Below are 24,952 nucleotides of genomic sequence, written 5' to 3' on the forward strand. Positions count from 1 at the left end.
TACACTAAAATAAACCGCCTTGAATGGCGCCACGGGTACGCCCCAGATGTTTATAAGCCAAATCGGTAACTTCGCGACCACGCGGTGTACGTACTATAAATCCTTGTTGGATTAAAAAAGGTTCGTAAACTTCCTCAATAGTTTCGGCACTTTCGCTTACTGAAGTTGCCAATGTAGTTAATCCTACTGGTCCGCCTTTAAATTTATCGATGATGGTGGTTAGGATTTTATTATCCATTTCATCTAAGCCATGGGCATCGACATTCAGAGCCTTTAAGCCAAACTTTGCAATAGGTAAATCTATGGTTCCGTTACCTTTTATTTCGGCGAAATCACGTACACGTCGTAATAAAGCATTAGCAATACGTGGAGTACCACGGCTTCGTCCTGCTATTTCTATAGCGGCCTCGAGGTCTATGGGTACATTTAAAATTTCGGAACTGCGCTGAACGATTGTAGACAACAATTCTGTGGAATAATACTGTAATCGGCTACTGATTCCAAAACGGGCGCGCATAGGCGCTGTAAGTAATCCAGAACGTGTTGTTGCACCAATTAATGTAAACGGATTTAAATGAATTTGAACTGTACGTGCATTCGGCCCAGATTCTATCATAATATCTATCTTGTAATCCTCCATTGCCGAATATAGATATTCTTCAACTACAGGGCTTAATCGGTGTATCTCGTCTATAAATAACACATCCCGTTCGTCGAGATTGGTTAGCAATCCGGCCAAATCGCCAGGTTTGTCAAGCACTGGTCCTGAAGTTACTTTAATACCAACACCCAATTCGTTGGCCAAAATATGTGCTAAAGTGGTTTTACCTAAGCCAGGAGGGCCATGAAATAAGGTATGATCCAGAGCATCGCCACGTCTGTTAGCGGCTTCAACAAATACACTTAAATTTTCTAACACCTGCTCCTGACCCGCAAAATCGCCAAACGACAAAGGTCTTAACGCTTTCTCTACATCCATTTCTTCTGCAGAAAAATGGTCTTTATTCGGATTCAAGTTCTCGTTCATAGTGTATTAAAATACAAAGAAAAGTAATATTTAATTAGGTTGAAAGAAATTAAAGGGATTATCGGAACTGCCAATCTTTTAAATTGACTTCCGATTCTAACAGAAGCTCTAAACTATCAGACATTTTAGGAAAAAAATCGATGTGTGTTAAAGTTTCTATGGAATCGATAGGTACCGTAAAATCTTCTAAACTGTAATGCGAAACAGGGGCATTTAGCATTAAAAACCCAATCATTTTAATTCGATCTGCAGAACCTTTGCCAACAATTTTATAAAATGTTTTGGGAACACTTACGCGTTCTTTGCCTATGGTTTTTAAACCAGGTTCTAGAACCCCGCCTGTAAATACCCAAACCGCACCGTTTTGTAAAGCCCATTGTCTAACCAGCTGCTCTAAGTCGTTCCATACACCCGCATTGAAGTTGTGATTTTGTGGACTAATATTACTGGTAAGAAAAGTTTCGAAGTAGGCCTTTTTGGAAAATTTTCTATCGCCTGCAGGACATAAATGGCCTTTATCGTACCCTGAGTTTTTATAATTTCTCCAATCGGCTGATCTTGTTTTCACTTTAGGATCTTGTTCAAAAAAAGGTCTCTTAAGCTGTGTACTCACCACATCGGAAGCCTTTAGTTGATATGCTACCCATTCGGCTTGTTCGTGGTTTTCGTTATACGACAACGTATAATACGTGTGCCTATAGACTTGATGCGTTGTAGAAGTGGGTAAAACATCTTCAAGATCGATATCACTTGGCACTGTTGTAACTGCAGGAGCTTCATCTAAATTAAGATAATATTCCCATGCATACACACCAACGATAACAATAACACCTATTATAGTCAACCACTTTTTCATCACTCTAACTTACAAAAAAAGCCTTTTCAAAATTTTTGAAAAGGCTTTTTATATTGTTTAAGCATATAATTAATGCTGTAATTCTTCTTCTCCTTCTTTTAAAGGTACGTTCTGTGGCACAAAATCTACATCGTGACCTGGTTTACTATAATCGTAAGCCCAACGGTGTACAGTTGGCAATTCGCCTGGCCAGTTTCCGTGAATATGCTCTACAGGAGTGGTCCACTCTAAAGTTGTAGATCTCCAAGGGTTTTGCGTGGCTTTCTTTCCAAAGAACATGCTAACAAAGAAATTGTATAAAAATACGATTTGGAAGGCACCTCCCACTAAAGCAAAAATGGTAATTACTTTGTTAACATCTGCTAAATCGTCGAATAATGGGAAGTTTGAGTTTGTGTAATAACGTCTAGGTAAACCAGCCATACCGATAAAATGCATTGGGAAGAATACTCCGTAAGCACAAACTGCAGTTACCCAAAAGTGAATATAGCCTAAGTTTTTATTCATCATACGTCCAAACATTTTAGGATACCAGTGGTACACCCCAGCAAACATTCCGTAAAGTGCAGATATACCCATTACTAAGTGGAAGTGAGCAATAACGAAATACGTATCGTGAACATTAACATCTAAAGCACTATCACCTAAAATGATACCTGTTAAACCACCTGTTATAAATGTTGATACGAAACCAATCGAGAATAACATGGCAGTATTCATTTGTATATTACCTTTCCAAATTGTAGTAATCCAGTTAAACGCTTTTACAGCAGATGGAATTGCAATTAATAAAGTGGTAAATGTAAATACAGATCCTAAGAATGGATTCATACCAGAGATAAACATATGGTGACCCCAAACTATAGTTGATAAAAAGGCAATCGCTAAAATAGAAGCAATCATAGCACGGTAACCAAAAATAGGTTTACGTGAGTTTGCAGCCATAATTTCTGAAACTAATCCCATTGCAGGTAAAATTACAATATATACCTCTGGGTGACCTAAGAACCAAAATAAGTGTTCGAATAATACTGGAGATCCTCCTTGGTAATGTAATACTTCACCTTGTATAAAGATATCTGATAAGAAGAATGATGTTCCAAAACTTCTATCCATGATTAATAACAACGCAGCAGATAATAATACTGGGAACGATACAATACCAATAATAGCTGTTACAAAAAATGCCCAAATGGTAAGTGGAAGTCTTGTCATAGACATTCCTTTTGTACGTAAGTTTAATACCGTTACTACATAGTTTAAAGATCCTAATAACGACGACGCAATGAACAATGCCATAGACACTAACCATAAAGTCATACCCATACCAGAACCTCCTTGTGCCATTGGTAAAGCACTTAATGGCGGATAAATAGTCCAACCAGCAGCAGCAGGTCCAGCTTCAACAAATAGCGACGATATCATTACAATACTAGATAAAAAGAATAACCAGTACGATACCATGTTTAAGAAACCTGATGCCATATCGCGTGCACCAATTTGCAACGGAATTAATAAGTTACTAAAGGTCCCACTTAATCCGGCTGTTAATACAAAAAATACCATGATTGTACCATGTATCGTAACCAAAGCCAAGTAAATATCTGCATCCATTACTCCTTCTGGAGCCCATTTGCCTAAAAGGGCTTCAAATAATACATTCGGCTCTTCTGGCCAAGCAATTTGCATACGGAACATAAGAGACATCATAATCCCTATAACTCCCATTATAGTACCTGTTATTAAATATTGTTTAGAGATCATTTTATGATCTGTACTAAATATATATTTGGTAACGAAAGTCTCTTTATGATGATGTCCGTGGTCTTCGTGAGCGTGAGTATCTGCGTGTGCTGACATAATCTAATATCGTTTTTTAAATCTTAATGTATTGTTTAGTTAGTAACTAGTGAATTCTTAAATGTTTTTTGCTCTTTTAACCAAGCTTCGTAATCTTCTTGAGACTCCACTATTATTTTCATTTGCATGTTATAATGCGACTTTCCACAAATTTTATTACAAAGTAATAAATAATCAAATTCGTAAGGGTCTAAAGCTTCGCCTCCTTCGGCTACTAAAGCTTTACTATTTTCCTGACGAATTTTATTAATGTTAGCTACTTTGTCTACAATATCTGGGTTCTGACGCATTTCTGCAGTGGTTACCGTAGGTGTAAAGCTAAATTGTGTAATCATACCTGGTACACAGTTCATCTGCGCTCTAAAATGCGGCATGTAAGCAGAGTGTAATACATCTTGCGAACGCATTTTAAACAAGATTGGCTTTCCTACTGGTAAATGCAACTCCGAAGTAATAACATCGTCTTGACCATTAGGATCTGATTCGTCTAAACCTAAAATGTTAGCTTTATCGATATTTATTAATCTTACGTTAGCATCACCTAAAGTATTATCGTTACCAGCATATCTTGCCTTCCAGTTAAACTGTTGTGCGTAAAGCTCGATAACTATTGGATCGTCTTCTTCATTAATATTCATAATACTCGTCCAAGTAAACAATCCATAAATAATTAAACCTGCTAAAGTAATTACTGGAATAATTGTCCAAATGGCTTCTAAGGTATTATTATCGGCATAGAATAATGCTTTTTTACCTTTTTCACCTTTATATTTAAACGCGAAATAGTGTAATAAAAACTGAGTTAAAGTTTGAACGATAAAAATAATTACCAAAGAGATAATCATTAAGTTATCTATACCAGGCCCGTGTTCTGAAGCCGAGTTAGATAATAAAGGTAAATCGCCCCATTTTACCACACAAACAATAGTAATTATATAAATGAAGGCTAAAAAGCCCATCATTAAATAGCCATTTAAATTATTGTCTTTATCGGTAGCTACTTGGTTATTTTCTCCTAACCCTACTTGCGATAAGTCGAAAATTTTAACCATTTGCCAAATGGCTATTAAAATAAATACTAAAACTAAAATTGTTAATAAAGCAGTCATCGTCGTTGTTCGTCTTTATATTTCTTATTAATAATGGAAATGTTCGCTTTCTTTAATGTATGGGTTTCCTTTTGCTAATAAAGGTGCTTTAGATAGTGCTGTAAACACGATAAATATAAACAATCCAGCAAAAAGTAAGATAGAACCTATTTCCGGAATTCCTATAAACCATCTGTCTCCTACTGTTGCAGGCATGATCATGTTAAAGATATCGATATAATGACCAAATAAGATAACTAAACCAGCCATAACTACAAACCAAGGAATACGTTTGTAATCGCTATTCATTAAAATTAATAATGGGAATAAGAAGTTTAACACCAACATACCAAAGAATGGCAATTTGTAATCTTCAATTCTAGTTACAAAGTAAGTTACTTCTTCAGGAATGTTTGAATACCAAATTAACATGAACTGAGAGAACCATAAGTAGGTCCAGAAAATGCTAATACCAAACATAAATTTAGCTAAATCGTGTAAATGGCTATCGTTTACAAAAGGTAATAAGTCTTTAGACTTTAAGTACATAGTTATTAAAGCAATAACCGTAATACCACTTACAAACATACTTGCAAATACATACCAACCAAATAAAGTAGAGAACCAGTGAGGATCTACACTCATAATCCAATCCCAAGACATCATAGACTCCGAATAAATGAAGAATACTAAAAACCCAGCGGCAATTCTAAACGATCTTTTAAAGTTAGAATTATCGGTAGCTTCGTCTTGTGCCAAAGAGAATTTACGTGCAAAGTGACGGTAAGTTGCCCAACCCGCAATAAAAATTAAACCACGAATTGCAAAAGCTGGTAAATTTAACCAACCTGATTTTCCTTGGATTAATTCGTCGTGAGCCACAACTTCTGGATCCATCCAAACAAAAATGTTATAATGTCCTATTGTTCCAGATGCTACAGCTATTAATAAAACTATTATAGCACCAGGCAATAAGTAAGCTGTTATACCCTCCATTACTCTAAAAAGTACAGGCGACCAACCTGCTTGGGCAGCAAATTGTATGGCATAGAAAGCCAAAACACCTAAAGCAATCATCATAAAAAAGAAAGCAGCTACATACAAAGCAGACCATGGTCGGTTTGCTAATTGATGTTGTACGTGTTTCGCATGTTCATCGCCATGATGTGCATCGGCTTCTGCATGCGCAGCTTCACCGTGATTGTCGTGAGCATCTACAGCATGTGTTGTTGCTGCTTCATGGCCACCTCCGTGATGAGCAGACTCCTCGGCAAGCATTGTTTTAACTTCTTCTAAAGATTTATGAGAAGACATAAAACCATATCCAACACCCAATATACCTAGAATTATTAGTGCGAAAGAAAATGTCCTTAATTTATTTGAAAATGTGTACATATCTATATATAATCTTATCTAATCGACTTACTTTTCTAAATCTGCTTTTAACTGAAGTACATAAGCAACAACTTGCCAACGTTCTTCTTCGTTTAACTGATTTTTATAGGACCCCATGGCGTTTTTACCATAATAAATAGTATGGTAAATACTTCCTGCTGTAATTGCTCTACCAGCATCATCGTATTTAGGAACACCTAATATTTTTTCTCTTTTAACTAAAGCACCTTGGCCATCGCCTTTAACACCGTGACAAATGCCACAGTAAATATTGTAAAGGTCTTTACCACGTGTTACATCTATTTGCGTAGAATCTAAAGGATTCATTAAAGTTTCTTTTGCTAAAGCGAATCCGTCTGCATCGTTTGCATACTCGAAAGGTAAATGACCTCTGGCTACGGCACCATCTGCAGGTAATTGAGCTTCTACACCATTTCTAAAAGCAGTAGATTCACTATACGCTTCGTAACCCACAGATTCGTACATGTTAGGCATGAATTGATAGTTTGGTCTGCTATCCTTCTTACAAGACACTGCAGATATTAAAACTACGGCTATTGCAATTATTTTTATTAAGCTTTTCATTGGTTTATTTTAATGCGCTTTATCTACTAATTTTATTTCTACAGCTCCAGTTTCCTTTAACAAGTCAGACAATTCAGTCTCGTTGTTATGCACAGGAATTTCCATTAAAAAATGGTCGTCTGTGGTTCTTGGATCTGGGTTTTCTGCACTTTTAAAAGGCCACATTCTACTGCGTAAATAAAATGTTATTACCATTAAGTGAGCTGCAAAAAACACCGTTAATTCGAACATAATTGGCACGAAGGCTGGCATGTTCTCTAAGTAACTAAAGCTAGGTTTACCACCTATGTTTTGTGGCCAATCCTCTATCATAATAAAATTCATCATGGTAGTGGCTACAGTTAAACCAATACATCCGTAAATAAAGGCACATATTGCTAAACGTGTTGGCGCTAAGCCCATAGCTTTATCTAAACCGTGAACTGGAAAAGGTGTGTATATTTCTTCTATATGATGTTTAGCCGCTTTAACTTGTTTAACAGCCGACATTAAAACATCATCATCGGTATAAATAGCGTGAATAACTTTTGAAGATTCCATATGCTACTCTTAATTTTTTGAATTATTAGCTGAAGTTCCAGATGTTCTTGGGTCTGCTCCAGTACCTACTAAACTATCTCCTCTTTCTCTTATTTTCTTGTAACGCTCTCCAGAAGACTTTAAAATAGTCTTAACTTCTGCTTGAGCAATTACAGGGAATGTTCTAGAATATAATAAGAACAACACGAAAAAGAATCCTATAGTTCCAATAAATATTCCTATATCAACAAATGTTGGGGAGAACATTGTCCAAGACGATGGTAAGTAATCGCGGTGTAACGAGGTTACAATAATTACAAAACGCTCAAACCACATTCCTATGTTTACTACGATAGAGATAAAGAACGAGAACATAATACTTGTTCTTAGTTTTTTGAACCACATAAATTGTGGAGAAAACACGTTACAAGTCATCATCGCCCAGTATGCCCACCAATAAGGTCCGGTTGCTCTGTTTAAGAACGCATATTGTTCGTACTCTACACCAGAATACCAAGCAATAAATAATTCTGTTATATACGCCACACCAACAATGGAACCTGTAATCATGATTACGATGTTCATTAACTCGATGTGTTGTACTGTAATATAATCTTCAAGATTACATACTTTTCTCATTATTATAAGTAATGTGTTTACCATCGCAAATCCAGAGAAAATCGCTCCTGCAACGAAGTAAGGAGGGAAAATCGTGGTATGCCATCCTGGTATTACCGAAGTAGCGAAATCGAAAGATACAATGGTGTGTACAGAAAGTACAAGTGGTGTAGCTAAACCTGCTAATACCAAAGATACTTCTTCAAAACGTTGCCAGTCTTTTGCACGTCCTGACCAACCAAAACTTAAAATAGAATAAATTTTCTTTTGGAATGGCTTTACAGCGCGATCTCTTAACATAGCGAAGTCTGGAAGTAAACCTGTCCACCAGAACACTAAAGATACCGATAGATACGTTGAAATCGCAAATACGTCCCAAAGTAATGGCGAGTTAAAGTTAACCCATAACGATCCAAATTGGTTAGGAATAGGTAACACCCAATACCCCATCCATGGACGACCCATGTGAATGATTGGGAATAAACCTGCCTGTACTACCGAGAAGATAGTCATAGCTTCTGCAGAACGGTTAATGGCCATTCTCCATTTTTGACGGAATAACAATAGTACTGCAGAAATTAATGTTCCTGCGTGACCAATACCTACCCACCAAACAAAGTTAGTAATGTCCCAGGCCCAACCAACGGTTTTATTTAAACCCCAAGTTCCAATACCTGTCGATACTGTGTAAATAATACATCCTAATCCCCAAAGGAAAGCTACTAAGGCAATAGAAAATACTATCCACCATTGTTTATTTGCTCTTCCTTCTACAGGTCTTGCTACCTCCACAGACACATCGTGGTATGATTTTTCGCCTGTAACTAAAGGTCTTCTAATAGGTGCTTCGTAATGAGACGCCATATCCTTTTATAATTATTTCTAGATTCGTTATTATGCTTCTGTTGTATTTCTCACTTTTGTTTGATACATCACGTTTGGTTTTGTGCCAACGTGTTCTAACAAGTGATACATACGATTATCTTCTTTAAGGTGTGCTACCTTACTGTTTTTATCGTTTATGTCTCCAAAAATCATGGCACCACTGCTACAAGCTGCAGAACATGCTGTTTGGAATTCACCGTCTTTAATTTCTCTACCATCGCGTTTTGCATCAAGAACTGTTTTTTGTGTCATTTGAATACACATAGAACATTTCTCCATAACACCACGAGAACGTACAACAACATCTGGATTTAATACCATACGACCTAAATCGTCGTTCATATGGTAATCAAACTCATCGTTACCATTGTAAAGGAACCAGTTAAAACGACGTACTTTATAAGGACAGTTGTTTGCACAATATCTTGTACCTACACAACGGTTATACGCCATATGGTTTTGTCCTTGACGCCCGTGAGAAGTTGCTGCTACCGGACAAACAGTTTCACATGGTGCGTGATTACAATGTTGACACATTACTGGTTGGAAAGCTACTTGTGGATTTTCTGAAGCATGCTCCATTTCTCCAAATTCGCTTAATGAACTACCTAAGCCAGAAATATTATCTTTTTTCTCGTTATCGCCTTCGAATGATTCTTCAGACGAATAATATCTATCTATACGTAACCAGTGCATATCGCGGCTACGACGAATTTCACTCTTACCAACTACTGGTACGTTGTTTTCTGCATGACAAGCAATAACACAAGCACCACATCCTGTACAAGCATTTAAATCGATAGATAAGTTAAAATGGTGGCCGATAGAACGATCGAACTCATCCCATAAATCAACATCTGGAGACGTTACAGGAGTTTCTACGTGGTTTAAAGACACTACAGGCATGGCATTCCATTCTGCTTTATCTTTAGTATTGAAAATCTCTAAAGTTGTTTCTTTAACGATATCGCCACGCCCCATTAGTGTGTTATGTAACTGCACACAAGCAAATTCATGCTCGCCAGCTACTGCACTAATGCTAACATTTTGTACTGTATTAAAATTGTGGTATAAAGCATAAGCGTTAACACCAGTTTTCATTTCGTCTTTTAAACCAGCAGTTCTACCGTAACCAAACGATAAACCTACCGTGCCTTTAGCTTGTCCAGGCTGAATAATTACAGGCACACGATCTAAAGTAGTACCGTTAACTGTCACGCTTGCATAACTACCATTTAAGGCACCGTTAGCCACGTTTTTATTCATTAAACCTAATGCATCAGCATCAGCTTTAGATACCGTTAAATAGTTATCCCAAGAGGTTCTTGTAATAGGATCTGGGAACTCTTGTAACCATGGGTTATTTGCTTGTTGGCCATCACCCATACCTGTTTTAGTATATAACACTAACTCTAATCCTTCGGAAGTAGCAGAAGCTACCAATTTTGAAGCGGCTTCGGCTCCTGAAATTACTGCGATAGCAACATCAGCACCGTCAGTTCCTTCAGAACCTGTTGAAACAGTTTTAGAAGTTGTAGTTGTTACATATTCATCTTTATCTTCTTCTGCTAAACCTACACCTACAGCGGCATCATGAATCACACCACCTACCCAGGTACGTTTTTTCTTAGCTTTTAAAGCTGTTGTAGTTTCTTCTATAGTTTCTGTAGAAACGCCATTCACTAAAGCTCCTATTTTACCAACAATGAAAGATCCATCGTGTAAAGCTTGATTGAATGAGGCTCCTCCTAAAATATTAGATTCCCAAGTATCTTTAATAAAATCGTGGTAGGTAAATGTATTTCCTGTCCAAGTTAATAAAGCATCTTGGAATTGTTTCGTATCGAATAACGGACGAATAGTTGGTTGAGTTAACGCAAAATGTCCGCGTTTAATTTCTACATCACCCCAAGCTTCTAAATAATGTGGCGCTGCAGCAACATATTGTGTGTTTGAAGATGTCTCATCAGATTTCAAAGAAAATGCAACACTTAAGCTGGTTTTCTTTAAACCTTCAGAAAATTCACCTGCATTAGGCAACGTATATAATGGGTTTACACCACTCATAATAATAGCTCCAACACGTCCAGCATTCATATCTGAAACTAATTTAGCTACCGCTGCATTATTGCCTTGTCTTGTAAGAATAGGTAATCTTGGGTGAAATGCTTTACTATTTAACGCTTCATTTATTTCTAAAACTAAAGCTTGTGCATTTACATCTTGAATACCTGAAACCACTACACCACCACGTCCTGCTTTTTTAAGCGCACTAGCAGCAGCTTTTACAGCAGTATCGATATGCTCTGGTAAATCTCCAGAAACAGAACCACCAACAACATAGCTATACAATTTAGCTAAAGCTACTTTTTGCTGAGCAGGGGTTAACGGCACACGCTTATCGGCGTTAGCACCAGTTAACGACATGTTAGATTCGAATTGGATATGGCGCGACATTTTACCTTCGCTAGGTACTCTACCTTTTGCATAACCAGAATCGAAACCACCGCCTTGCCAATCGCCTAGAAAATCTGCACCAACAGAAACAATAGTCTCCGCTTGAGCAAAGTTATAACTTGCTAAACCACGACGACCGTATTTTGCTTGGTAAGCGTCTAATGCTTTAGATTCTGAAATTGCATCGTAAATTACATGACGAACATTACCGTATTTTTCTTTAAAAAGATTAATTATTCTATCTGTGGTTGGACTCGCAAAAGTTTGTGTTAACAACACAATCTCTTTACCAGAACCAGAAATAGAAGTTAATTGCGAAGTAATTTCTTGATCTAAATCATTCCAAGAAATTGGATTTCCTTCTTTTAAAGGACCTTGTACTCTTAAGCTATCGTACAAACCTAAAACTGAGGCATTCACTCTGGCATTAGCACTACCATGTGTTTTAGCCAAAGCATTATTTTCAATTTTAATAGGACGCCCTTCACGCGTTTTCACTAAAACACTTGCAAAATCGAAACCATCTGCAATTGTTGTTGCGTAATAGTTGGCTACACCAGGAATAATTTGTTCTGGTTGCACTACATAAGGAATCGACTTGACTACTGGTCCTTCACAAGCTGCAAGTGATGCGGCCGCTGTACTAAAACCAACATATTTTAAGAAATCACGACGTGTAGTAGAAGAAGATTCTAGCGTTGCTTTATCTCCTAAAAACTCATCTGTAGGAATTTCTTCAACAAATTCGTTTTGTTTTAGCGCCTCAACCATAGAGCTGTTTTCGTTTAGCTCTTCAACACTTTTCCAGTATTTCTTGTTTGATGACATATTGTATAATTGAATTACTTCGTATTTATTTTAAATTTTTCGTTTTACCGAAAAGACTATAAATCTTATTTTATTAATAATGACATTTACCACATTCTAAAGCACCCATCTGCGCAGCTGTCAATTCTTCTACGCCATACTTTTTAGATAACTCTTCGTGAATTTTGGTATAATAATCGTTGTCTTTAACTTTAACATTAGTCTCTCTATGACAGTTGATACACCAACCCATAGTTAATGGAGCGTGTTGATACATCACTTCCATTTCTTGAACAGGACCATGACAAGTTTGACACTCTACACCCGCAACAGTAACGTGTTGCGAGTGGTTGAAATACACAAAGTCTGGTAAATTATGAATACGAACCCATTTAACTGGCTGCGTTTCTCCTGTATATTTTTGCTCTACATCGTCCCAACCAACAGCTTTATACAACTTCTTGATTTCGCCATCGTAGAATTCTTTACTGTGTTCTGCAGTTGCAGTTTCTGGAGCCACTTCGTAAATTGATTTATGACAGTTCATACATACATTTAACGAAGGAATACCTGATTGCTTACTTACTCTAGCAGAAGAGTGACAATACTTACAGTCTATACCATTGTCTCCAGCATGTATTTTATGAGAATAGTGTATTGGTTGAACCGGCTGATACCCTTGATCTACGCCTACCTGCATCATGTAACCATAAGCATAATACGCACCAACTAACAACAAGAAGATAGTGGTAACCAATACTAAAAATTGATTTTTCACGAAAGCCTTCCAAAGCGGCATACGTGCAGACTCTTCTACAACCACTCCTTTAGCATCGGCAAAACGGTTTAAGGTTTGACGCACTAAAATTAACGCCATTGCCAACAAACCAAATAACAACACTAAAGCTCCTAAAATAATTTGATTGGAAATACCATCGTTACTGCCCGCAGCAACAGCAGCTCCTACTGGCGCAGCACCTGCAGCTGGCTCAGCTTTCTTTTCTGCCGTATACGCTAAAATATTATTGATATCATCATCAGATAATTGCGGGAAAGCCGTCATCGGCACGCCGTTATACTCGTTAAATATTTTGTTGGCATAATCGTCTCCAGATTTAATTAATCCAGAACTATTTCTTACCCAAGAATGAATCCAATCTCTATCTAATCCTGATTCACTTAAACGTGCCTCAATATCTCTTAAAGCTGGACCTGTCATTTTTTTATCTAATTGGTGACAAGCCGCACAATTAGAATTAAACAATGCTTTACCTTTTGCGGGATCTCCATCTTGCGCAGAAAGCGAGGTTGTAAATGCAAGTAAAATAATTAAACCGAAACGGAAAATGTTTTTGTTTAATTTACAGTGTATCACCTGTTTCATATTTTTGGTTGAATTAACTCCTATACTTTGGTACTCTTTTTCCATCTATAATAAGAAAAATACAGTTATAAAAATTTCGAACAAAAGTAACATTTAAAGTCGATTTTAGAAATGTTACAGAAGTGTTAATCTATAATTTAGAGGGATTCTAAATAAAAAAACACAATAACTTTACACGAATAACTTTTACATTTGTACTAAATAAGTTGAAAATGAAATTATTGAATTTTAAAATCGCTGGACTAACAGCTGTATGCGTCTTTACATTAGCTTCTACCGCCTTTGCACAACAAGGTTCGTTAGCTATTAACCAAGACCAGGAAATTAATAAATTGCTTGAAGTAAAGAAAGAAATGGATAAGGATGAAAACGCTTCAGATCGGTTTAAAATCCAAATCTATTCTGGAAATCGTGCCAATGCCGAGAAAACACAAAAAGATTTCGGCAACAAGTTCGACCAATGGAAATCTACCTTAGTTTACGAAACCCCAAACTACAAGGTTTGGATTGGCAGTTTTAGAAGCCGTTTAGAAGCCGATAGAGCGTTAATAGATATAAAAAAGGAATATCCTAACGGATTTATATTTAAGCCTAAAAAAGCGAATTAACACACAACGTTATTACATAAAAAAGGCGACCATTTGGTCGCCTTTTTTATGTTTGATACCGAAAATTATTTCAGTTTCTTTTTAACTTCTACTTCTTGGAATGCTTCTATAATATCGCCTTCCTTAATGTCGTTGTAGTTTTTAATTTGCATACCGCAATCGTAACCTTTAGAGACTTCTTTAACATCGTCTTTAAAGCGTTTTAACGACGCTAACTCTCCTGTAAACACCACTACACCATCGCGAATTAAACGTACTCCAGAGTTTCTGTAAATTTTACCACTTGTAACCATACAACCGGCAATAGAACCTACTTTAGATACTTTAAAAATTTCGCGAATTTCGGCGTTACCTGTTACCTCTTCTTTAAGTTCTGGAGACAACATACCTTCCATAGCATCTTTAAGATCGTTAATCGCATCGTAGATAATAGAGTATGTTCTGATGTCGATTTCTTCTTTATCGGCAATTGCTCTCGCATTACCCATTGGGCGCACGTTAAATCCGATTATAATGGCATCTGAAGCCGACGCTAACAGTACATCACTTTCTGTAATAGCTCCAACACCTTTATGGATGATGTTTACTTGAATTTCTTCGGTAGATAATTTTTGGAACGAATCTGTTAAAGCTTCAACAGAACCATCCACATCTCCTTTAAGAATAATATTAAGCTCTTGGAAATCTCCTAATGCAATTCGACGTCCAATTTCATCTAAAGTAATATGGCGCTGTGTACGTACAGATTGCTCACGTTGTAATTGTGTACGCTTAGTTGCAATTTGTTTAGCTTCACGCTCATCTTCAAATACATTAAATTTATCTCCTGCCTGTGGCGCACCATCTAAACCTAAAATAGATACTGGTGTACTAGGGCCAGCTTCTTTAATTTCATTACCACGCTCGTCGTGCATGGCCTTCACCTTTCCACTGTTTTTACCAGCAAGTACATAATCTCCTATTTTAAGCGTTCCTGCTTGCACTATAATAGTAGATACATAACCACGACCTTTATCTAAATATGCTTCAACAACGGTACCGTTGGCTAGCTTATCTGGATTTGCTTTAAGCTCTAGTAACTCGGCTTCTAATAATACTTTTTCAAGTAATTCTTTTACACCTGTTCCTTGCTTGGCAGAAATATCGTGCGACTGGATTTTACCTCCCCAATCTTCAACCAATAAATTCATATTAGCAAGACCTTCCTTAATCTTATCTGGATTTGCCGTTGGCTTATCTACTTTGTTAATTGCAAATACAATTGGCACACCTGCTGCTTGAGCATGAGAAATAGCTTCTTTTGTTTGCGGCATAATATCGTCGTCTGCTGCAATAACAATAATCGCTAAATCGGTGATTTGTGCTCCACGTGCACGCATGGCGGTAAAAGCTTCGTGACCTGGTGTATCTAAAAAGGCAATTTTCTGACCATTTTCCAGAGTTACACCATAAGCACCAATATGCTGTGTAATACCACCAGATTCGCCCGCAATAACATTCTCTTTACGAATGTAATCTAACAGCGATGTTTTACCGTGATCGACATGCCCCATTACTGTAATAATAGGAGCACGTTCTACTAAATCTTCTGGCTTATCTTCTTCTACTTCAATATTATCTTCTAAGTCTGAAGTTACAAATTCTACTTGGTAACCAAATTCTTCTGCTACAATTGATAAAGTTTCAGCATCTAAACGCTGATTCATCGTTACCATCATTCCTAACGACATACATGCCGAGATAATTTGGGTAACCGAAACATCCATCATTGTTGCTACTTCGCTTGCTGTAACAAACTCGGTAACTTTAAGAATTTTGCTTTCTGCTGCTTGTTGTTCAGCATCTTTCTGACTTTGCTCTCTGTGCGAATCTCTCTTGTCTCTACGGTATTTAGCACCCTTACCTTTATTAGACTTCCCTTGAAGTTTCTCTAAGGTTTCCCTTACTTGTTTTTGTACTTCTTCTTCGCTAGGCTCTTCCTTAACGATTGGGCGTCTTGGTTGTTGTCCTTTTTTACCTTTAAAACGATCGTTATTACCACGCCCTTGACCTGTATTGTTACCACCTGTATTGGTGTTTTGGTCGCCAGGCTTGCTTATACGTCTGCGTTTTCTCTTGTTTTTATTAGCAGCATTATCATTTCCTGCTGTTTTAGCAGCTGGTTTCTTTTTAGGCTTATTAAACTGAGATAAATCGATTTTCTCTCCAGCAATTTTTGGCCCGGTAAGTTTTTGATATTGTGTTTTTAAATGCTCTTGCTCTTCTTCTGCAGGTTTTTCGGAAACAACTTTTGGTTGTTCTTTTTTTACAGGCTCCTCTTTTTTAACTGGTTTTGATGCTGGTTTAGGATCTTCGGCTTTTGGTTTAGACTCTACTTTTGGAGTTTCATTAACCTTAGGCTCTTCTTTTTTAACCGGTTCTGGAGCGACCTGCTTAACTTCTGGTTTCTCTTCTTTCTTAACCTCTGGTTTAACTTCTTCAACCTTAGGTTTTTCGATTTCTTTAGAAACTACAGGTTCAGGTTTTGGAGGTTGTTGTACAGGCTCTTCTTTTTTCTCTTCTGGCTTAGCTGGTGTACTAGGTTTAGCATCTAAATCTATTTTACCCACTTGCTTAGGTCCAGAAAGTGTTGTTTTGGCTTTTACGATTTGCTCCTTCTTCGCTTCTTCTTTCTGTTTTGCTTCAAGTTCACGCTCGCGTTGTTCTCTTAAGGCTTCTTTCTCTTTAAGCTTTGCCTCGCTTACTTCTTGAGATGCCACCTTTTTGTTAGCGTCTGTTTGAAATTCGCCAGAAAGCACATTGTATACTTCCTGAGAAATTTTTGTAGTAGGACGCTTATCGATACTAATGCCTTTAGACTCTAAAAAATCTACTGCACGATCGATAGAGATGTTTAACTCACGTAAAACTTTATTTAATCTAATTGTTTCAGCCATAAATTGCCTTTAATATACCCCAAATATATGTTATTCTTCAAATTCTTCCCTAAGAATTCTAATAACTTCGTTAATTGTTTCTTCTTCTAAATCTGTTCGTTTTACAAGATCTTCTACATCTTGCTCTAAAACGCTCTTAGCAGTGTCTAACCCGACCTTGCTTAATTCTTCAATAATCCAAGCGTCGATTTCATCCGAGAATTCTGATAATTCTACATCTTCCTCGGCACCTTCTCTAAACACATCGATTTCGTAGCCAGTAAGTTGACCTGCCAAACGAATGTTGTGTCCGCCACGACCAATAGCCTTACTTACCTCTTCTGGTTTTAAGATTACCTCGGCGCGTTTATTCTCTTCATCTATTTTAATAGAAGTTACTTTTGCCGGACTTAACGCTCTTGTTATAAATAACTGAAGGTTTGTCGTGTAATTAATAACATCTATATTTTCGTTTCCTAACTCACGAACTATGCCATGAATTCTAGAGCCCTTCATACCAACACAAGCACCTACTGGATCGATTCTGTCGTCGTAAGAATCTACAGCTACTTTAGCCTTTTCGCCAGGAATTCTAACTACATTTTTAACGGTAATTAAACCATCGAAAACTTCTGGAATTTCCTGCTCGAATAATTTTTCTAAAAATAAAGGCGAAGTACGCGACATAATAATTGCCGGCTTACTTCCTTTTAGCTCTACATTTTCTATAACTCCTCTTACGTTATCTCCTTTACGGAAAAAATCTGAAGGAATTTGTTTTTCTTTAGGCAGAATAATTTCGTTACCCTCGTCGTCTAACAAAATTACTGCTCTATGGCGAATGTGATGCACTTCTGCGGTATAAATATCGCCAATTAAGTCTTTAAACTGCTTATAAATGTTTGTATTGTCGTGTTCGTGAATTTTAGAAATTAAATTTTGGCGTAATGCTAAAATAGCACGACGACCTAAATCGATTAATTTCACTTCTTCAGACACGTCTTCGCCTACTTCAAAATCGGGCTCGATTTTACGGGCTTCACTTAAAGAGATTTCTTGGTTTGGCTCCTCTACTTCTCCATCGGCCACAACCACGCGATTTCTCCAAATTTCTAAATCGCCTTTATCTGGATTTATAATGATATCAAAATTATCGTCATCTCCAAACTTTTTCTTCAAGGCATTTCTAAAAACATCCTCTAAAATCGCCATTAACGTTACACGATCTATTAATTTATCGTCTTTAAATTCTGAAAAAGAATCAATTAACGCTAGATTTTCCATAACTCTCTTAAATTAAAATTTAATCATCACTTTTGCTTCTACAATATCGTTATAAGGAATGTTAGCCTTTTTTTGCACTGTTACCTTGCCTTTACCTACAGGCTTAGGCTCTCTTGCTTTCCATTCTAAAACTATTTCATCATCATTCGCACCAACCAAAGTTGCCTCTATAGTTTCGGCCGAAGTTTTAACCTCTAGCGTTCTGCCTATATTTTTCACATATTGTCTGGTATGCGTTAATGGAGACGCTGCTCCTGCCGACATAACTTCCAGAGAAAAATCCTGTTCTTCCCGATCTAAATTATGCTCTATTGCTCTGCTTAAAAACACACAATCGTCTACATTCACACCTTGATCGCCATCTACTATAACTTTAATAGCATTATCGGCCGAAATCGTGAGATTTATTAAAAATAAATCGTCGCGTTCTTTCAAAGCGTTATCCAATAAATTCTCTACAGTTGCTCTAAACATTTTTTAGTATAAAAAGAGGGGACTCTGTCCCCTCGCATTTTCTTTTTTCTTACAACGGGGCAAATATACAACTTTTTTATTGAGAATCGCAAGCTTTCAAATATCAATTTTTATGCGTAAATTTATATAGTTTCTTAAACCTAAAAACTTTACATTATGAAACGCATATTAGTCCCTACCGATTTTTCTGAAGAAGCCATTTACGCCACAAAGATAGCAGCTCAGTTTGCCAGAAAATACAACTGCAAAATCTACCTTTTGCACATGATAGAATTGCCAATACCACAGCTTGACGCCTTAAACACATCGTACAGCGAGTTACCCGAGGCCATGTTTTTTATGAAACTTGCTGGACAACGCTTTGAGACTTTAATGGCTAAAGATTTTTTAAAAGATATTGAGGTACACGACATTGTAAAAACCAACACCACCTTTGAAGGCATAACATCTACCTGCAAAGAACTAGAAATAGACTTAATTGTAATGGGGTCGCATGGCGCCACAGGTTTTAAAGAAATGTTTATTGGCTCTAATGCCGAAAAGGTAGTGCGCACATCTAAAATACCCGTTTTGGTTATTAAAAGCCCGAACGACCAATTCGAGGTAAACAACATGGTGTTTGCTTCAGACTTTAAACTGGACCACAAAGACACCTACAAACAAGCTATTGCATTTGCAGAGTTATTTAATTCGAAAATACATTTACTCTACGTAAATACCCCGAATAACTTTATAACCACAGACGAAGCTAACAAACGCATACATGCGTTTTTAAAAGACAACACATTTAGCAATTACTCTATAAACATCTACAACGATGAAACCGTAGAGAAAGGCATATTAAATTTTGCATATAAAATTAACGCAGACCTTATAAGCATAAGCACTCATGGCCGTCAAGGGATAGCACACTTTTTAAACGGAAGTATAAGCGAAGACATTGTTAACCATGCCAAACGCCCTATCTTAACATTTAAACTATAATTTCTTAAGTTTTTATAAAACACAAAATCGCCTTAACATCACAGTTAAGGCGATTTTTCTACCAAAAACTATTGCGTGTATGTACTTAGTTATGTTCTCTACTTTTATCGGAAACGATCATGCCTTCGGCCTGAAAATACTTTTCCGATTTTATAATATTTAACAACCAGTCATAATGATTTTTAGAACGTCTTCTAAATCTGTATCGTAAAATTTGCTCCATAATATAAATGATTTAGGAAGCAGGCTAAATAACTGCATAGTAGAATTTTAAGGCATATTAAAAATACAATTCTTATCAATATCAATTTAACAAATTAGTTAAACCGCAAAATTGTTCGACAATTTTATACACCACACCCCACTTATCTTACATATTCACCTTTAAAAGACTGAACACCAAATAATAACACCTTTAATTTTCTATTTCTTTTTGAAAATAGATTAAGAAAAACGATATTGCTTAAAAAACCATTACCATGAAAACTATTTTAGCCCTACTTTGCCTAACCTTTTTATACTATTCCTGCAATAACGACGACGACTCCCAAGAAGAGGAATACCAAAAACTTAACACACAATACGAAGCCATTATAGCGCTAACCGCAGAAATACCCTGCACCGATGCCAGTACATGGGACTTTACAGCTATTGGAAGTAGGTTATGCGGTGGACCAGATGGATATATCGCCTACCCAACAACAATAGACACCGAAGCTTTTTTACAACAAGTTAGAGCATACACAAAAGCAAGAGCAGACTTTAACGAAAAATGGGGAGGCATGGGGCCATGCGATGTACCATCTCAACCATCCGGTGTAAAATGCGAAAACGGAGTAGCCGTTTTAGTTTACGGCTGGCCATAAAAAGCTCCCTAAAAAGTTAATGTTTCGTCAATCTAAATTTATCTCAGTTTCTCGGAATTATTAATTTTCAGAATAATGAGAATCAACACAAAACACAGAATGCCAGATTGTTTCATTTAGAACTAGCCATAAAAAAACCTCTAACTTTTTAATACGTTTAGAGGTTTTCTTTAATACTAAGTTATTTACCTATTTACTGTTCACCAATTAATGGCAATGCAGTCTGTATTTCATCATCTATCGACGTTTGCACATATCGCTCGAACTGCACAAACTGCGAAGCTTTTTTAGCTCCTAAAGCTTTTTTTATTTTTTTGTAATATTTTTTCTGAATTTTCTCTTGTTTCGCCCGGATGGTAAAAGTATCATTAACCAAAGCATCAGCCTGGCTATCGGTAAGGGTATCGTATTGCTCTACATACTGTTTTAATAAATCGACACGGCTATTAGCAACCGCCTTACGCTCTTCGCTATAATCGTCATAAATTTCCCAAAACGTCATGGCTTCGGTAGCATCTAAATCTAAGAACTCACCTAAAGCCGTTTTCTTTTCAGAATTAAACAAATCTTTAAAGGCTTCTAACTCGGCATTTTGAGCCGACAATTGCAAACCACACACAATGGCTAAGGCTAGTAGTATTTTTTTCATGTTTTAAAGTTTTTAAAAGTTACTGATTTAATAGTTCTTACGAAGATATTATTTTATTACTAAAAAAACAGCAATTATTACAAGACATCGCAGCAACAAACCGAAACTATAAGGCACAAAAAAACCCTAATTTACATTAGGGCTTTCTAAACTTGCTTGTTGGCCTACTAGGGCTCGAACCTAGACTCTTCTGGACCAAAACCAGACGTGTTGCCAGTTACACCATAGGCCAATGGCTTATTTGAGGGTGCAAATTTAATACAACTTTCCATATTCGCAAACTTTTTTCAAAAAAAAATTGTAGAAATTCTTAAGCTTTTACAAAAAGGCTTCACTGTTACATATTTATTATTAAATTCGCCTACCGAATAAACTATGACTTTCATGACACAATTCAACTTTAAAAAGTGGAATACCATTCTAGGCTGGATCGTTTTTGCTATTGCAGTACTAACTTATGGACTAACAGCCGAACCTACGGTAAGTTTCTGGGATGCTGGAGAATATATTTTAACCTCATCTAAACTACAAGTTGGACACCCGCCTGGAGCCCCGCTTTTTCAAATGCTCGGTGCTTTTTTCTCGATGTTTGCGCTTCAACCTCAACAAATTGGGTATATGCTAAACCTGATGAGCGCGGTTTCGAGTGCTTTTGCCATCTTGTTCATGTTTTGGACCATTACACTTTTACTTAAAAGATTTATTGTTAAAGACAACGATGCCATTACAAAAACCAACGCCATAGCCATTTTAGGTAGTGGTTTAGTAGGTAGTTTGGCATTTACATTTACCGACTCGTTCTGGTTTAATGCGGTAGAAACCGAAGTTTACGCCATGGCAACTTTAATTATGGCTGTTATGTTTTGGTTGGGTTTACGTTGGGAACAGGATATGGACAGCCCTAGAGGCAATCGTTGGCTGGTTTTAATTGCCTTTTTAATCGGTTTGTCCTTTGGTGTTCACTTTATGGGGCTATTAACCATTCCTGCAATTGCACTGGTATATTTCTTTAAACACTACAAAACGGTTACGATTAAAAATTTCCTTATTGCTAATGTGGTAGCTGTGGCTATATTGTTGTTCATTTTTAAATTATTACTTCCTAATGCGCTTAAATTTTTTAGTGCTTCGGAAATATTTTTTGTGAATTCATTCGGGCTTCCATTTAATTCTGGAACTATCATTGCGGCATTATTACTTATAGCTGCTTTTTATTTCGGTTTGAATTACACCCGTAAAAAAGGCTACGTTCATTTAAATACTCTGGCACTGTGTTTACTATTCATTTTTATAGGATTCTCGTCTTGGATGATGCTTCCTATTCGCGCGAATGCTAATGTGGTTATTAACGAAAACGACCCTTCTGATGCCAGAGAACTTTTAGCGTATTATAACTTAGAACAATATCCCGAAACCCACTTGTTTTACGGACCTCAATTTACAGACCAATACGCTGGGTTAGACGAAAACAATCCGTATGTAGACGACAAACCTAACTACGAAAAAGATGAAGCACAAGGCAAATACGTTATAGTAAACGATTATAAACGTGCCAAACAAAATTACAACTCTAAACACGCTTCTATTTTACCTAGAATGTGGAGTGCAGAGCATGCCGAAAATTACATGCTGTTTACTGGTTATTTAGATTTTAAACTAAAACCAGAATTCCAAATGGAAAACCAATTGCGCAACGCCGTTAACAGTTTTAAAAACGATGTTGCCCAAGGTCAAGTCGATTATCAAGATTACAGCAGTTTCTTAAAACAATTCAGTCAGTATATCGATATCGAAAAGCCATCATTAGCTAGTAATATTGCCTACATGTTTCAGTTTCAATTAGGTTATATGTACTGGCGTTATTTTATGTGGAACTATGTTGGGCGCCAAGACGATATTCAAGGTAAATACGATAATCACGGGAATTGGATTAGCGGTATTAATTTTATAGACGAATGGCATTTAGGCTTACCGCAAGACAATCTACCTAGTGACGTAAAAAATAACAAAGCCAGAAACACGTACTACTTTCTGCCTTTAATTTTAGGTTTAATTGGTTTATTTTTCTTGTTCAATTCAGATAAAAAATTATTCTGGGTACTCCTTGTTTTCTTCCTATTTACAGGGGTAGCCATTCAAGTATATACCAACGTAAGACCGTTCGAACCACGAGAACGCGATTATTCGGTAGTGGGATCATTCTATGTGTTTGCAATCTGGATTGGTTTTGGAGTTTATGCCATTATAGATAAATTGAAACAGCACATTACATCGCCCATACTTGCACCAGCAGTTACGGTATTGTGTTTAATTTTAGTACCAGGTATTTTGGCGGCGAATAATTGGGACGATCACGACAGATCTGATAAATACACAGCTAGATCTATGGCTAAAATGTATTTAGATTCTTGTGCTGAAAATGCCATACTGTTTACCATTGGAGATAATGATACCTTTGCCCTTTGGTATGCCCAAGAAATTGAAGGGTATCGCACCGACGTTCGTGTGGTAAACACCAGTTTATTCCAAACCGATTGGTATATCGACCAAATGAAGCGAAAAGCTTACGAAAGCGACCCGATTCCATCGCAATTAACACACGAGCAATACCGTTACGGTACACGCGATTATATTATGAAGCGCATCGTTTCTGAAGACACCATGAATATTAAAGACTTCATTAATTTTATAAGCAGCGACAACCCAAAAACCAAGTTTAAATACATCTTGCAAATGCAGGGCGAAGATCCTAGTTACTACCCAAGTCAATTACAGAATTCCAATTATTTCCCGGTAGAAAACATTTCTATCCCTGTAAACAAAAACAATGTTTTAAACAGCGGAATTGTCGCCCAAAAAGATGCCGATAAAATCGTACCTAACATCTATTTAAAAATAAAAGACAACGCCCTATACAAGAACCGTTTGCTAATGCTAGACATTGTGGCTAATAACAATTGGGAGCGCCCTATCTATTTTACAGGAGGAAGCTTTGGCGACGACGACTATTTATGGATGAAAGACTACCTGCAACTAGACGGTATGTGTTATAAACTGGTGCCGATAAAAACACCTGTTAACAAAAACAATCCGTTCGATATGGGGCGTGTAGACAGCGAACTGATGTACAATAAGGTTAAAAATTGGGATTGGGGCAATAGTGGCAGTCCAGACATTTACCACGATCCAGAAACTCGCAAAAACGCCATTTCTTACCGTGGCAATTTGGCGCGCTTAATGGAACAACTTATTAATGAAAAACAATTAGACAAAGCCGAAGACATCGCCGATATTGCCATGGAAAATATGCCTGTAGACCACTTTGGCTACTACACCTTATTAGAACCATACATTAGCGGCTATTACGAAGTAGGCTCTAAAGACAAAGCCAGAAAGCTCTTTAAAGACGTTGCTAAAAAATACCAAGAAAGTTTAGCGTATTACAGCAAGTTAAAAGTTGAAAAGCAATACGAAATGGCCGAAGACATTATTACGGATATAGAGCGTTATAAAGGTATTGTAGACGTGCTTTTAGAGTACGATCCTGAATTTGCAGAAACCGAAATGCAAACTTTTAACAATAATCTAAAACTATTTGAACACTTTTACAGCGACAGACCTGCGCGACCAGAGCCAAACGATGTAGATTTAAACTCTCAAATTGATAGTGGTAGTATTCCCGCAGAATAAC

The 24,952-nt window shown here is 36.9% G+C and carries 19 protein-coding genes and 1 tRNA gene; 4 read left to right on the plus strand and 16 right to left on the minus strand.

The window, feature by feature from the left end:
* Window positions 1–4: 4 nt before the first annotated feature.
* The 10 genes from ruvB to ACR9EA_RS15445 all read right to left on the minus strand — a co-directional run bounded on the left by ruvB (window position 5) and on the right by ACR9EA_RS15445 (window position 13,481).
* A complete protein-coding gene (ruvB, locus tag ACR9EA_RS15400) occupies window positions 5–1,027 on the minus strand; it encodes a Holliday junction branch migration DNA helicase RuvB (protein ID WP_435135004.1) in 1,023 nt (340 codons plus the stop codon).
* Window positions 1,028–1,085: 58 nt separating this feature from the next.
* The gene (locus ACR9EA_RS15405; protein WP_435135007.1) at window positions 1,086–1,883 is read right to left on the minus strand and encodes a DNA/RNA non-specific endonuclease; all 798 of its coding nucleotides are present in this window, start codon (window positions 1,881–1,883) and stop codon (window positions 1,086–1,088) included.
* Between the two features lie 69 nt (window positions 1,884–1,952).
* Window positions 1,953–3,743, minus strand: coding sequence for a cytochrome c oxidase subunit I (locus tag ACR9EA_RS15410; protein ID WP_435135010.1), 1,791 nt, complete (start codon window positions 3,741–3,743; stop codon window positions 1,953–1,955).
* Between the two features lie 35 nt (window positions 3,744–3,778).
* The gene (locus ACR9EA_RS15415) at window positions 3,779–4,852 is read right to left on the minus strand and encodes a cytochrome c oxidase subunit II (RefSeq protein WP_435135013.1); all 1,074 of its coding nucleotides are present in this window, start codon (window positions 4,850–4,852) and stop codon (window positions 3,779–3,781) included.
* Between the two features lie 27 nt (window positions 4,853–4,879).
* On the minus strand, window positions 4,880–6,226 hold the full coding sequence (locus ACR9EA_RS15420) for a quinol:cytochrome C oxidoreductase (protein WP_435135016.1): 1,347 nt from the start codon (window positions 6,224–6,226) through the stop codon (window positions 4,880–4,882).
* Window positions 6,227–6,253: 27 nt separating this feature from the next.
* Window positions 6,254–6,811: a c-type cytochrome gene (locus ACR9EA_RS15425; RefSeq protein ID WP_435135019.1), complete on the minus strand. Its 558-nt coding sequence runs from the start codon at window positions 6,809–6,811 to the stop codon at window positions 6,254–6,256.
* A 9-nt stretch (window positions 6,812–6,820) separates the two neighbouring features.
* On the minus strand, window positions 6,821–7,351 hold the full coding sequence (locus ACR9EA_RS15430; RefSeq protein ID WP_435135022.1) for a DUF3341 domain-containing protein: 531 nt from the start codon (window positions 7,349–7,351) through the stop codon (window positions 6,821–6,823).
* A gap of 9 nt (window positions 7,352–7,360) precedes the next feature.
* Window positions 7,361–8,812, minus strand: a complete 1,452-nt coding sequence (gene nrfD, locus ACR9EA_RS15435; protein WP_435135025.1) for an NrfD/PsrC family molybdoenzyme membrane anchor subunit — start codon at window positions 8,810–8,812, stop codon at window positions 7,361–7,363.
* Window positions 8,813–8,842: 30 nt separating this feature from the next.
* On the minus strand, window positions 8,843–12,118 hold the full coding sequence (locus ACR9EA_RS15440; RefSeq protein WP_435135028.1) for a TAT-variant-translocated molybdopterin oxidoreductase: 3,276 nt from the start codon (window positions 12,116–12,118) through the stop codon (window positions 8,843–8,845).
* Window positions 12,119–12,191: 73 nt separating this feature from the next.
* On the minus strand, window positions 12,192–13,481 hold the full coding sequence (locus tag ACR9EA_RS15445; RefSeq protein WP_435135031.1) for a cytochrome c3 family protein: 1,290 nt from the start codon (window positions 13,479–13,481) through the stop codon (window positions 12,192–12,194).
* 212 nt (window positions 13,482–13,693) lie between these two features.
* On the opposite strand from ACR9EA_RS15445, the gene ACR9EA_RS15450 reads away from it, so the two are divergent.
* On the plus strand, window positions 13,694–14,089 hold the full coding sequence (locus ACR9EA_RS15450; protein WP_435135034.1) for an SPOR domain-containing protein: 396 nt from the start codon (window positions 13,694–13,696) through the stop codon (window positions 14,087–14,089).
* Between the two features lie 65 nt (window positions 14,090–14,154).
* Here the strand turns inward: ACR9EA_RS15450 and infB are convergent, their stop codons facing one another.
* Genes infB through rimP form a run of 3 tightly spaced genes read right to left on the minus strand, consistent with a single transcriptional unit; the run spans window position 14,155 to window position 18,762 of the window.
* Window positions 14,155–17,025: a translation initiation factor IF-2 gene (infB, locus tag ACR9EA_RS15455; RefSeq protein WP_435135037.1), complete on the minus strand. Its 2,871-nt coding sequence runs from the start codon at window positions 17,023–17,025 to the stop codon at window positions 14,155–14,157.
* Window positions 17,026–17,055: 30 nt separating this feature from the next.
* Window positions 17,056–18,288, minus strand: coding sequence for a transcription termination factor NusA (gene nusA, locus ACR9EA_RS15460; RefSeq protein WP_435135040.1), 1,233 nt, complete (start codon window positions 18,286–18,288; stop codon window positions 17,056–17,058).
* 12 nt (window positions 18,289–18,300) lie between these two features.
* Entirely contained in the window at window positions 18,301–18,762 is a 462-nt protein-coding gene (gene rimP, locus ACR9EA_RS15465; RefSeq protein WP_435135043.1) for a ribosome assembly cofactor RimP, read from the minus strand.
* Window positions 18,763–18,918: 156 nt separating this feature from the next.
* On the opposite strand from rimP, the gene ACR9EA_RS15470 reads away from it, so the two are divergent.
* Window positions 18,919–19,746 (plus strand): universal stress protein, encoded by an 828-nt coding sequence (locus ACR9EA_RS15470; RefSeq protein WP_435135045.1) that lies wholly within the window; start codon window positions 18,919–18,921, stop codon window positions 19,744–19,746.
* 85 nt (window positions 19,747–19,831) lie between these two features.
* On the opposite strand, the gene ACR9EA_RS15475 is transcribed toward ACR9EA_RS15470, so the two are convergent.
* Window positions 19,832–19,969 carry a hypothetical protein gene (locus ACR9EA_RS15475; protein WP_435135048.1) on the minus strand — a complete coding sequence of 46 codons (138 nt, stop codon included), beginning with the start codon at window positions 19,967–19,969 and terminating at the stop codon, window positions 19,832–19,834.
* A 256-nt stretch (window positions 19,970–20,225) separates the two neighbouring features.
* Between ACR9EA_RS15475 and ACR9EA_RS15480 the strand changes: the two genes are divergently transcribed.
* On the plus strand, window positions 20,226–20,612 hold the full coding sequence (locus ACR9EA_RS15480) for a hypothetical protein (RefSeq protein ID WP_435135051.1): 387 nt from the start codon (window positions 20,226–20,228) through the stop codon (window positions 20,610–20,612).
* 193 nt (window positions 20,613–20,805) lie between these two features.
* On the opposite strand, the gene ACR9EA_RS15485 is transcribed toward ACR9EA_RS15480, so the two are convergent.
* Both ACR9EA_RS15485 and ACR9EA_RS15490 read right to left on the minus strand, forming a co-directional pair.
* Complete coding sequence (locus tag ACR9EA_RS15485; protein WP_435135054.1) at window positions 20,806–21,261, minus strand: hypothetical protein; 456 nt, start codon at window positions 21,259–21,261, stop codon at window positions 20,806–20,808.
* A gap of 159 nt (window positions 21,262–21,420) precedes the next feature.
* A tRNA-Gln gene (locus ACR9EA_RS15490) sits at window positions 21,421–21,493 on the minus strand.
* Between the two features lie 152 nt (window positions 21,494–21,645).
* Between ACR9EA_RS15490 and ACR9EA_RS15495 the strand changes: the two genes are divergently transcribed.
* On the plus strand, window positions 21,646–24,951 hold the full coding sequence (locus tag ACR9EA_RS15495) for a glycosyltransferase family 117 protein (RefSeq protein ID WP_435135056.1): 3,306 nt from the start codon (window positions 21,646–21,648) through the stop codon (window positions 24,949–24,951).
* Window position 24,952 lies beyond the last annotated feature (1 nt).

It is taken from the genome of Formosa sp. A9 (assembly GCF_051200825.1).
Classification (GTDB): Bacteria; Bacteroidota; Bacteroidia; order Flavobacteriales; family Flavobacteriaceae; genus Formosa.

Excerpts from the sequence above, each read along its gene's own strand:
- ruvB (WP_435135004.1), bottom strand. The coding sequence starts at position 1,027 with ATGAACGAGAACTTGAATCCGAATAAAGACCATTTTTCTGCAGAAGAA.
- ACR9EA_RS15405 (WP_435135007.1), bottom strand. The coding sequence starts at position 1,883 with ATGAAAAAGTGGTTGACTATAATAGGTGTTATTGTTATCGTTGGTGTG.
- ACR9EA_RS15410 (WP_435135010.1), bottom strand. The coding sequence starts at position 3,743 with ATGTCAGCACACGCAGATACTCACGCTCACGAAGACCACGGACATCAT.
- ACR9EA_RS15415 (WP_435135013.1), bottom strand. The coding sequence starts at position 4,852 with ATGACTGCTTTATTAACAATTTTAGTTTTAGTATTTATTTTAATAGCC.
- ACR9EA_RS15420 (WP_435135016.1), bottom strand. The coding sequence starts at position 6,226 with ATGTACACATTTTCAAATAAATTAAGGACATTTTCTTTCGCACTAATA.
- ACR9EA_RS15425 (WP_435135019.1), bottom strand. The coding sequence starts at position 6,811 with ATGAAAAGCTTAATAAAAATAATTGCAATAGCCGTAGTTTTAATATCT.
- ACR9EA_RS15430 (WP_435135022.1), bottom strand. The coding sequence starts at position 7,351 with ATGGAATCTTCAAAAGTTATTCACGCTATTTATACCGATGATGATGTT.
- nrfD (WP_435135025.1), bottom strand. The coding sequence starts at position 8,812 with ATGGCGTCTCATTACGAAGCACCTATTAGAAGACCTTTAGTTACAGGC.
- ACR9EA_RS15440 (WP_435135028.1), bottom strand. The coding sequence starts at position 12,118 with ATGTCATCAAACAAGAAATACTGGAAAAGTGTTGAAGAGCTAAACGAA.
- ACR9EA_RS15445 (WP_435135031.1), bottom strand. The coding sequence starts at position 13,481 with ATGAAACAGGTGATACACTGTAAATTAAACAAAAACATTTTCCGTTTC.
- ACR9EA_RS15450 (WP_435135034.1), top strand. The coding sequence starts at position 13,694 with ATGAAATTATTGAATTTTAAAATCGCTGGACTAACAGCTGTATGCGTC.
- infB (WP_435135037.1), bottom strand. The coding sequence starts at position 17,025 with ATGGCTGAAACAATTAGATTAAATAAAGTTTTACGTGAGTTAAACATC.
- nusA (WP_435135040.1), bottom strand. The coding sequence starts at position 18,288 with ATGGAAAATCTAGCGTTAATTGATTCTTTTTCAGAATTTAAAGACGAT.
- rimP (WP_435135043.1), bottom strand. The coding sequence starts at position 18,762 with ATGTTTAGAGCAACTGTAGAGAATTTATTGGATAACGCTTTGAAAGAA.
- ACR9EA_RS15470 (WP_435135045.1), top strand. The coding sequence starts at position 18,919 with ATGAAACGCATATTAGTCCCTACCGATTTTTCTGAAGAAGCCATTTAC.
- ACR9EA_RS15475 (WP_435135048.1), bottom strand. The coding sequence starts at position 19,969 with ATGGAGCAAATTTTACGATACAGATTTAGAAGACGTTCTAAAAATCAT.
- ACR9EA_RS15480 (WP_435135051.1), top strand. The coding sequence starts at position 20,226 with ATGAAAACTATTTTAGCCCTACTTTGCCTAACCTTTTTATACTATTCC.
- ACR9EA_RS15485 (WP_435135054.1), bottom strand. The coding sequence starts at position 21,261 with ATGAAAAAAATACTACTAGCCTTAGCCATTGTGTGTGGTTTGCAATTG.
- ACR9EA_RS15495 (WP_435135056.1), top strand. The coding sequence starts at position 21,646 with ATGACACAATTCAACTTTAAAAAGTGGAATACCATTCTAGGCTGGATC.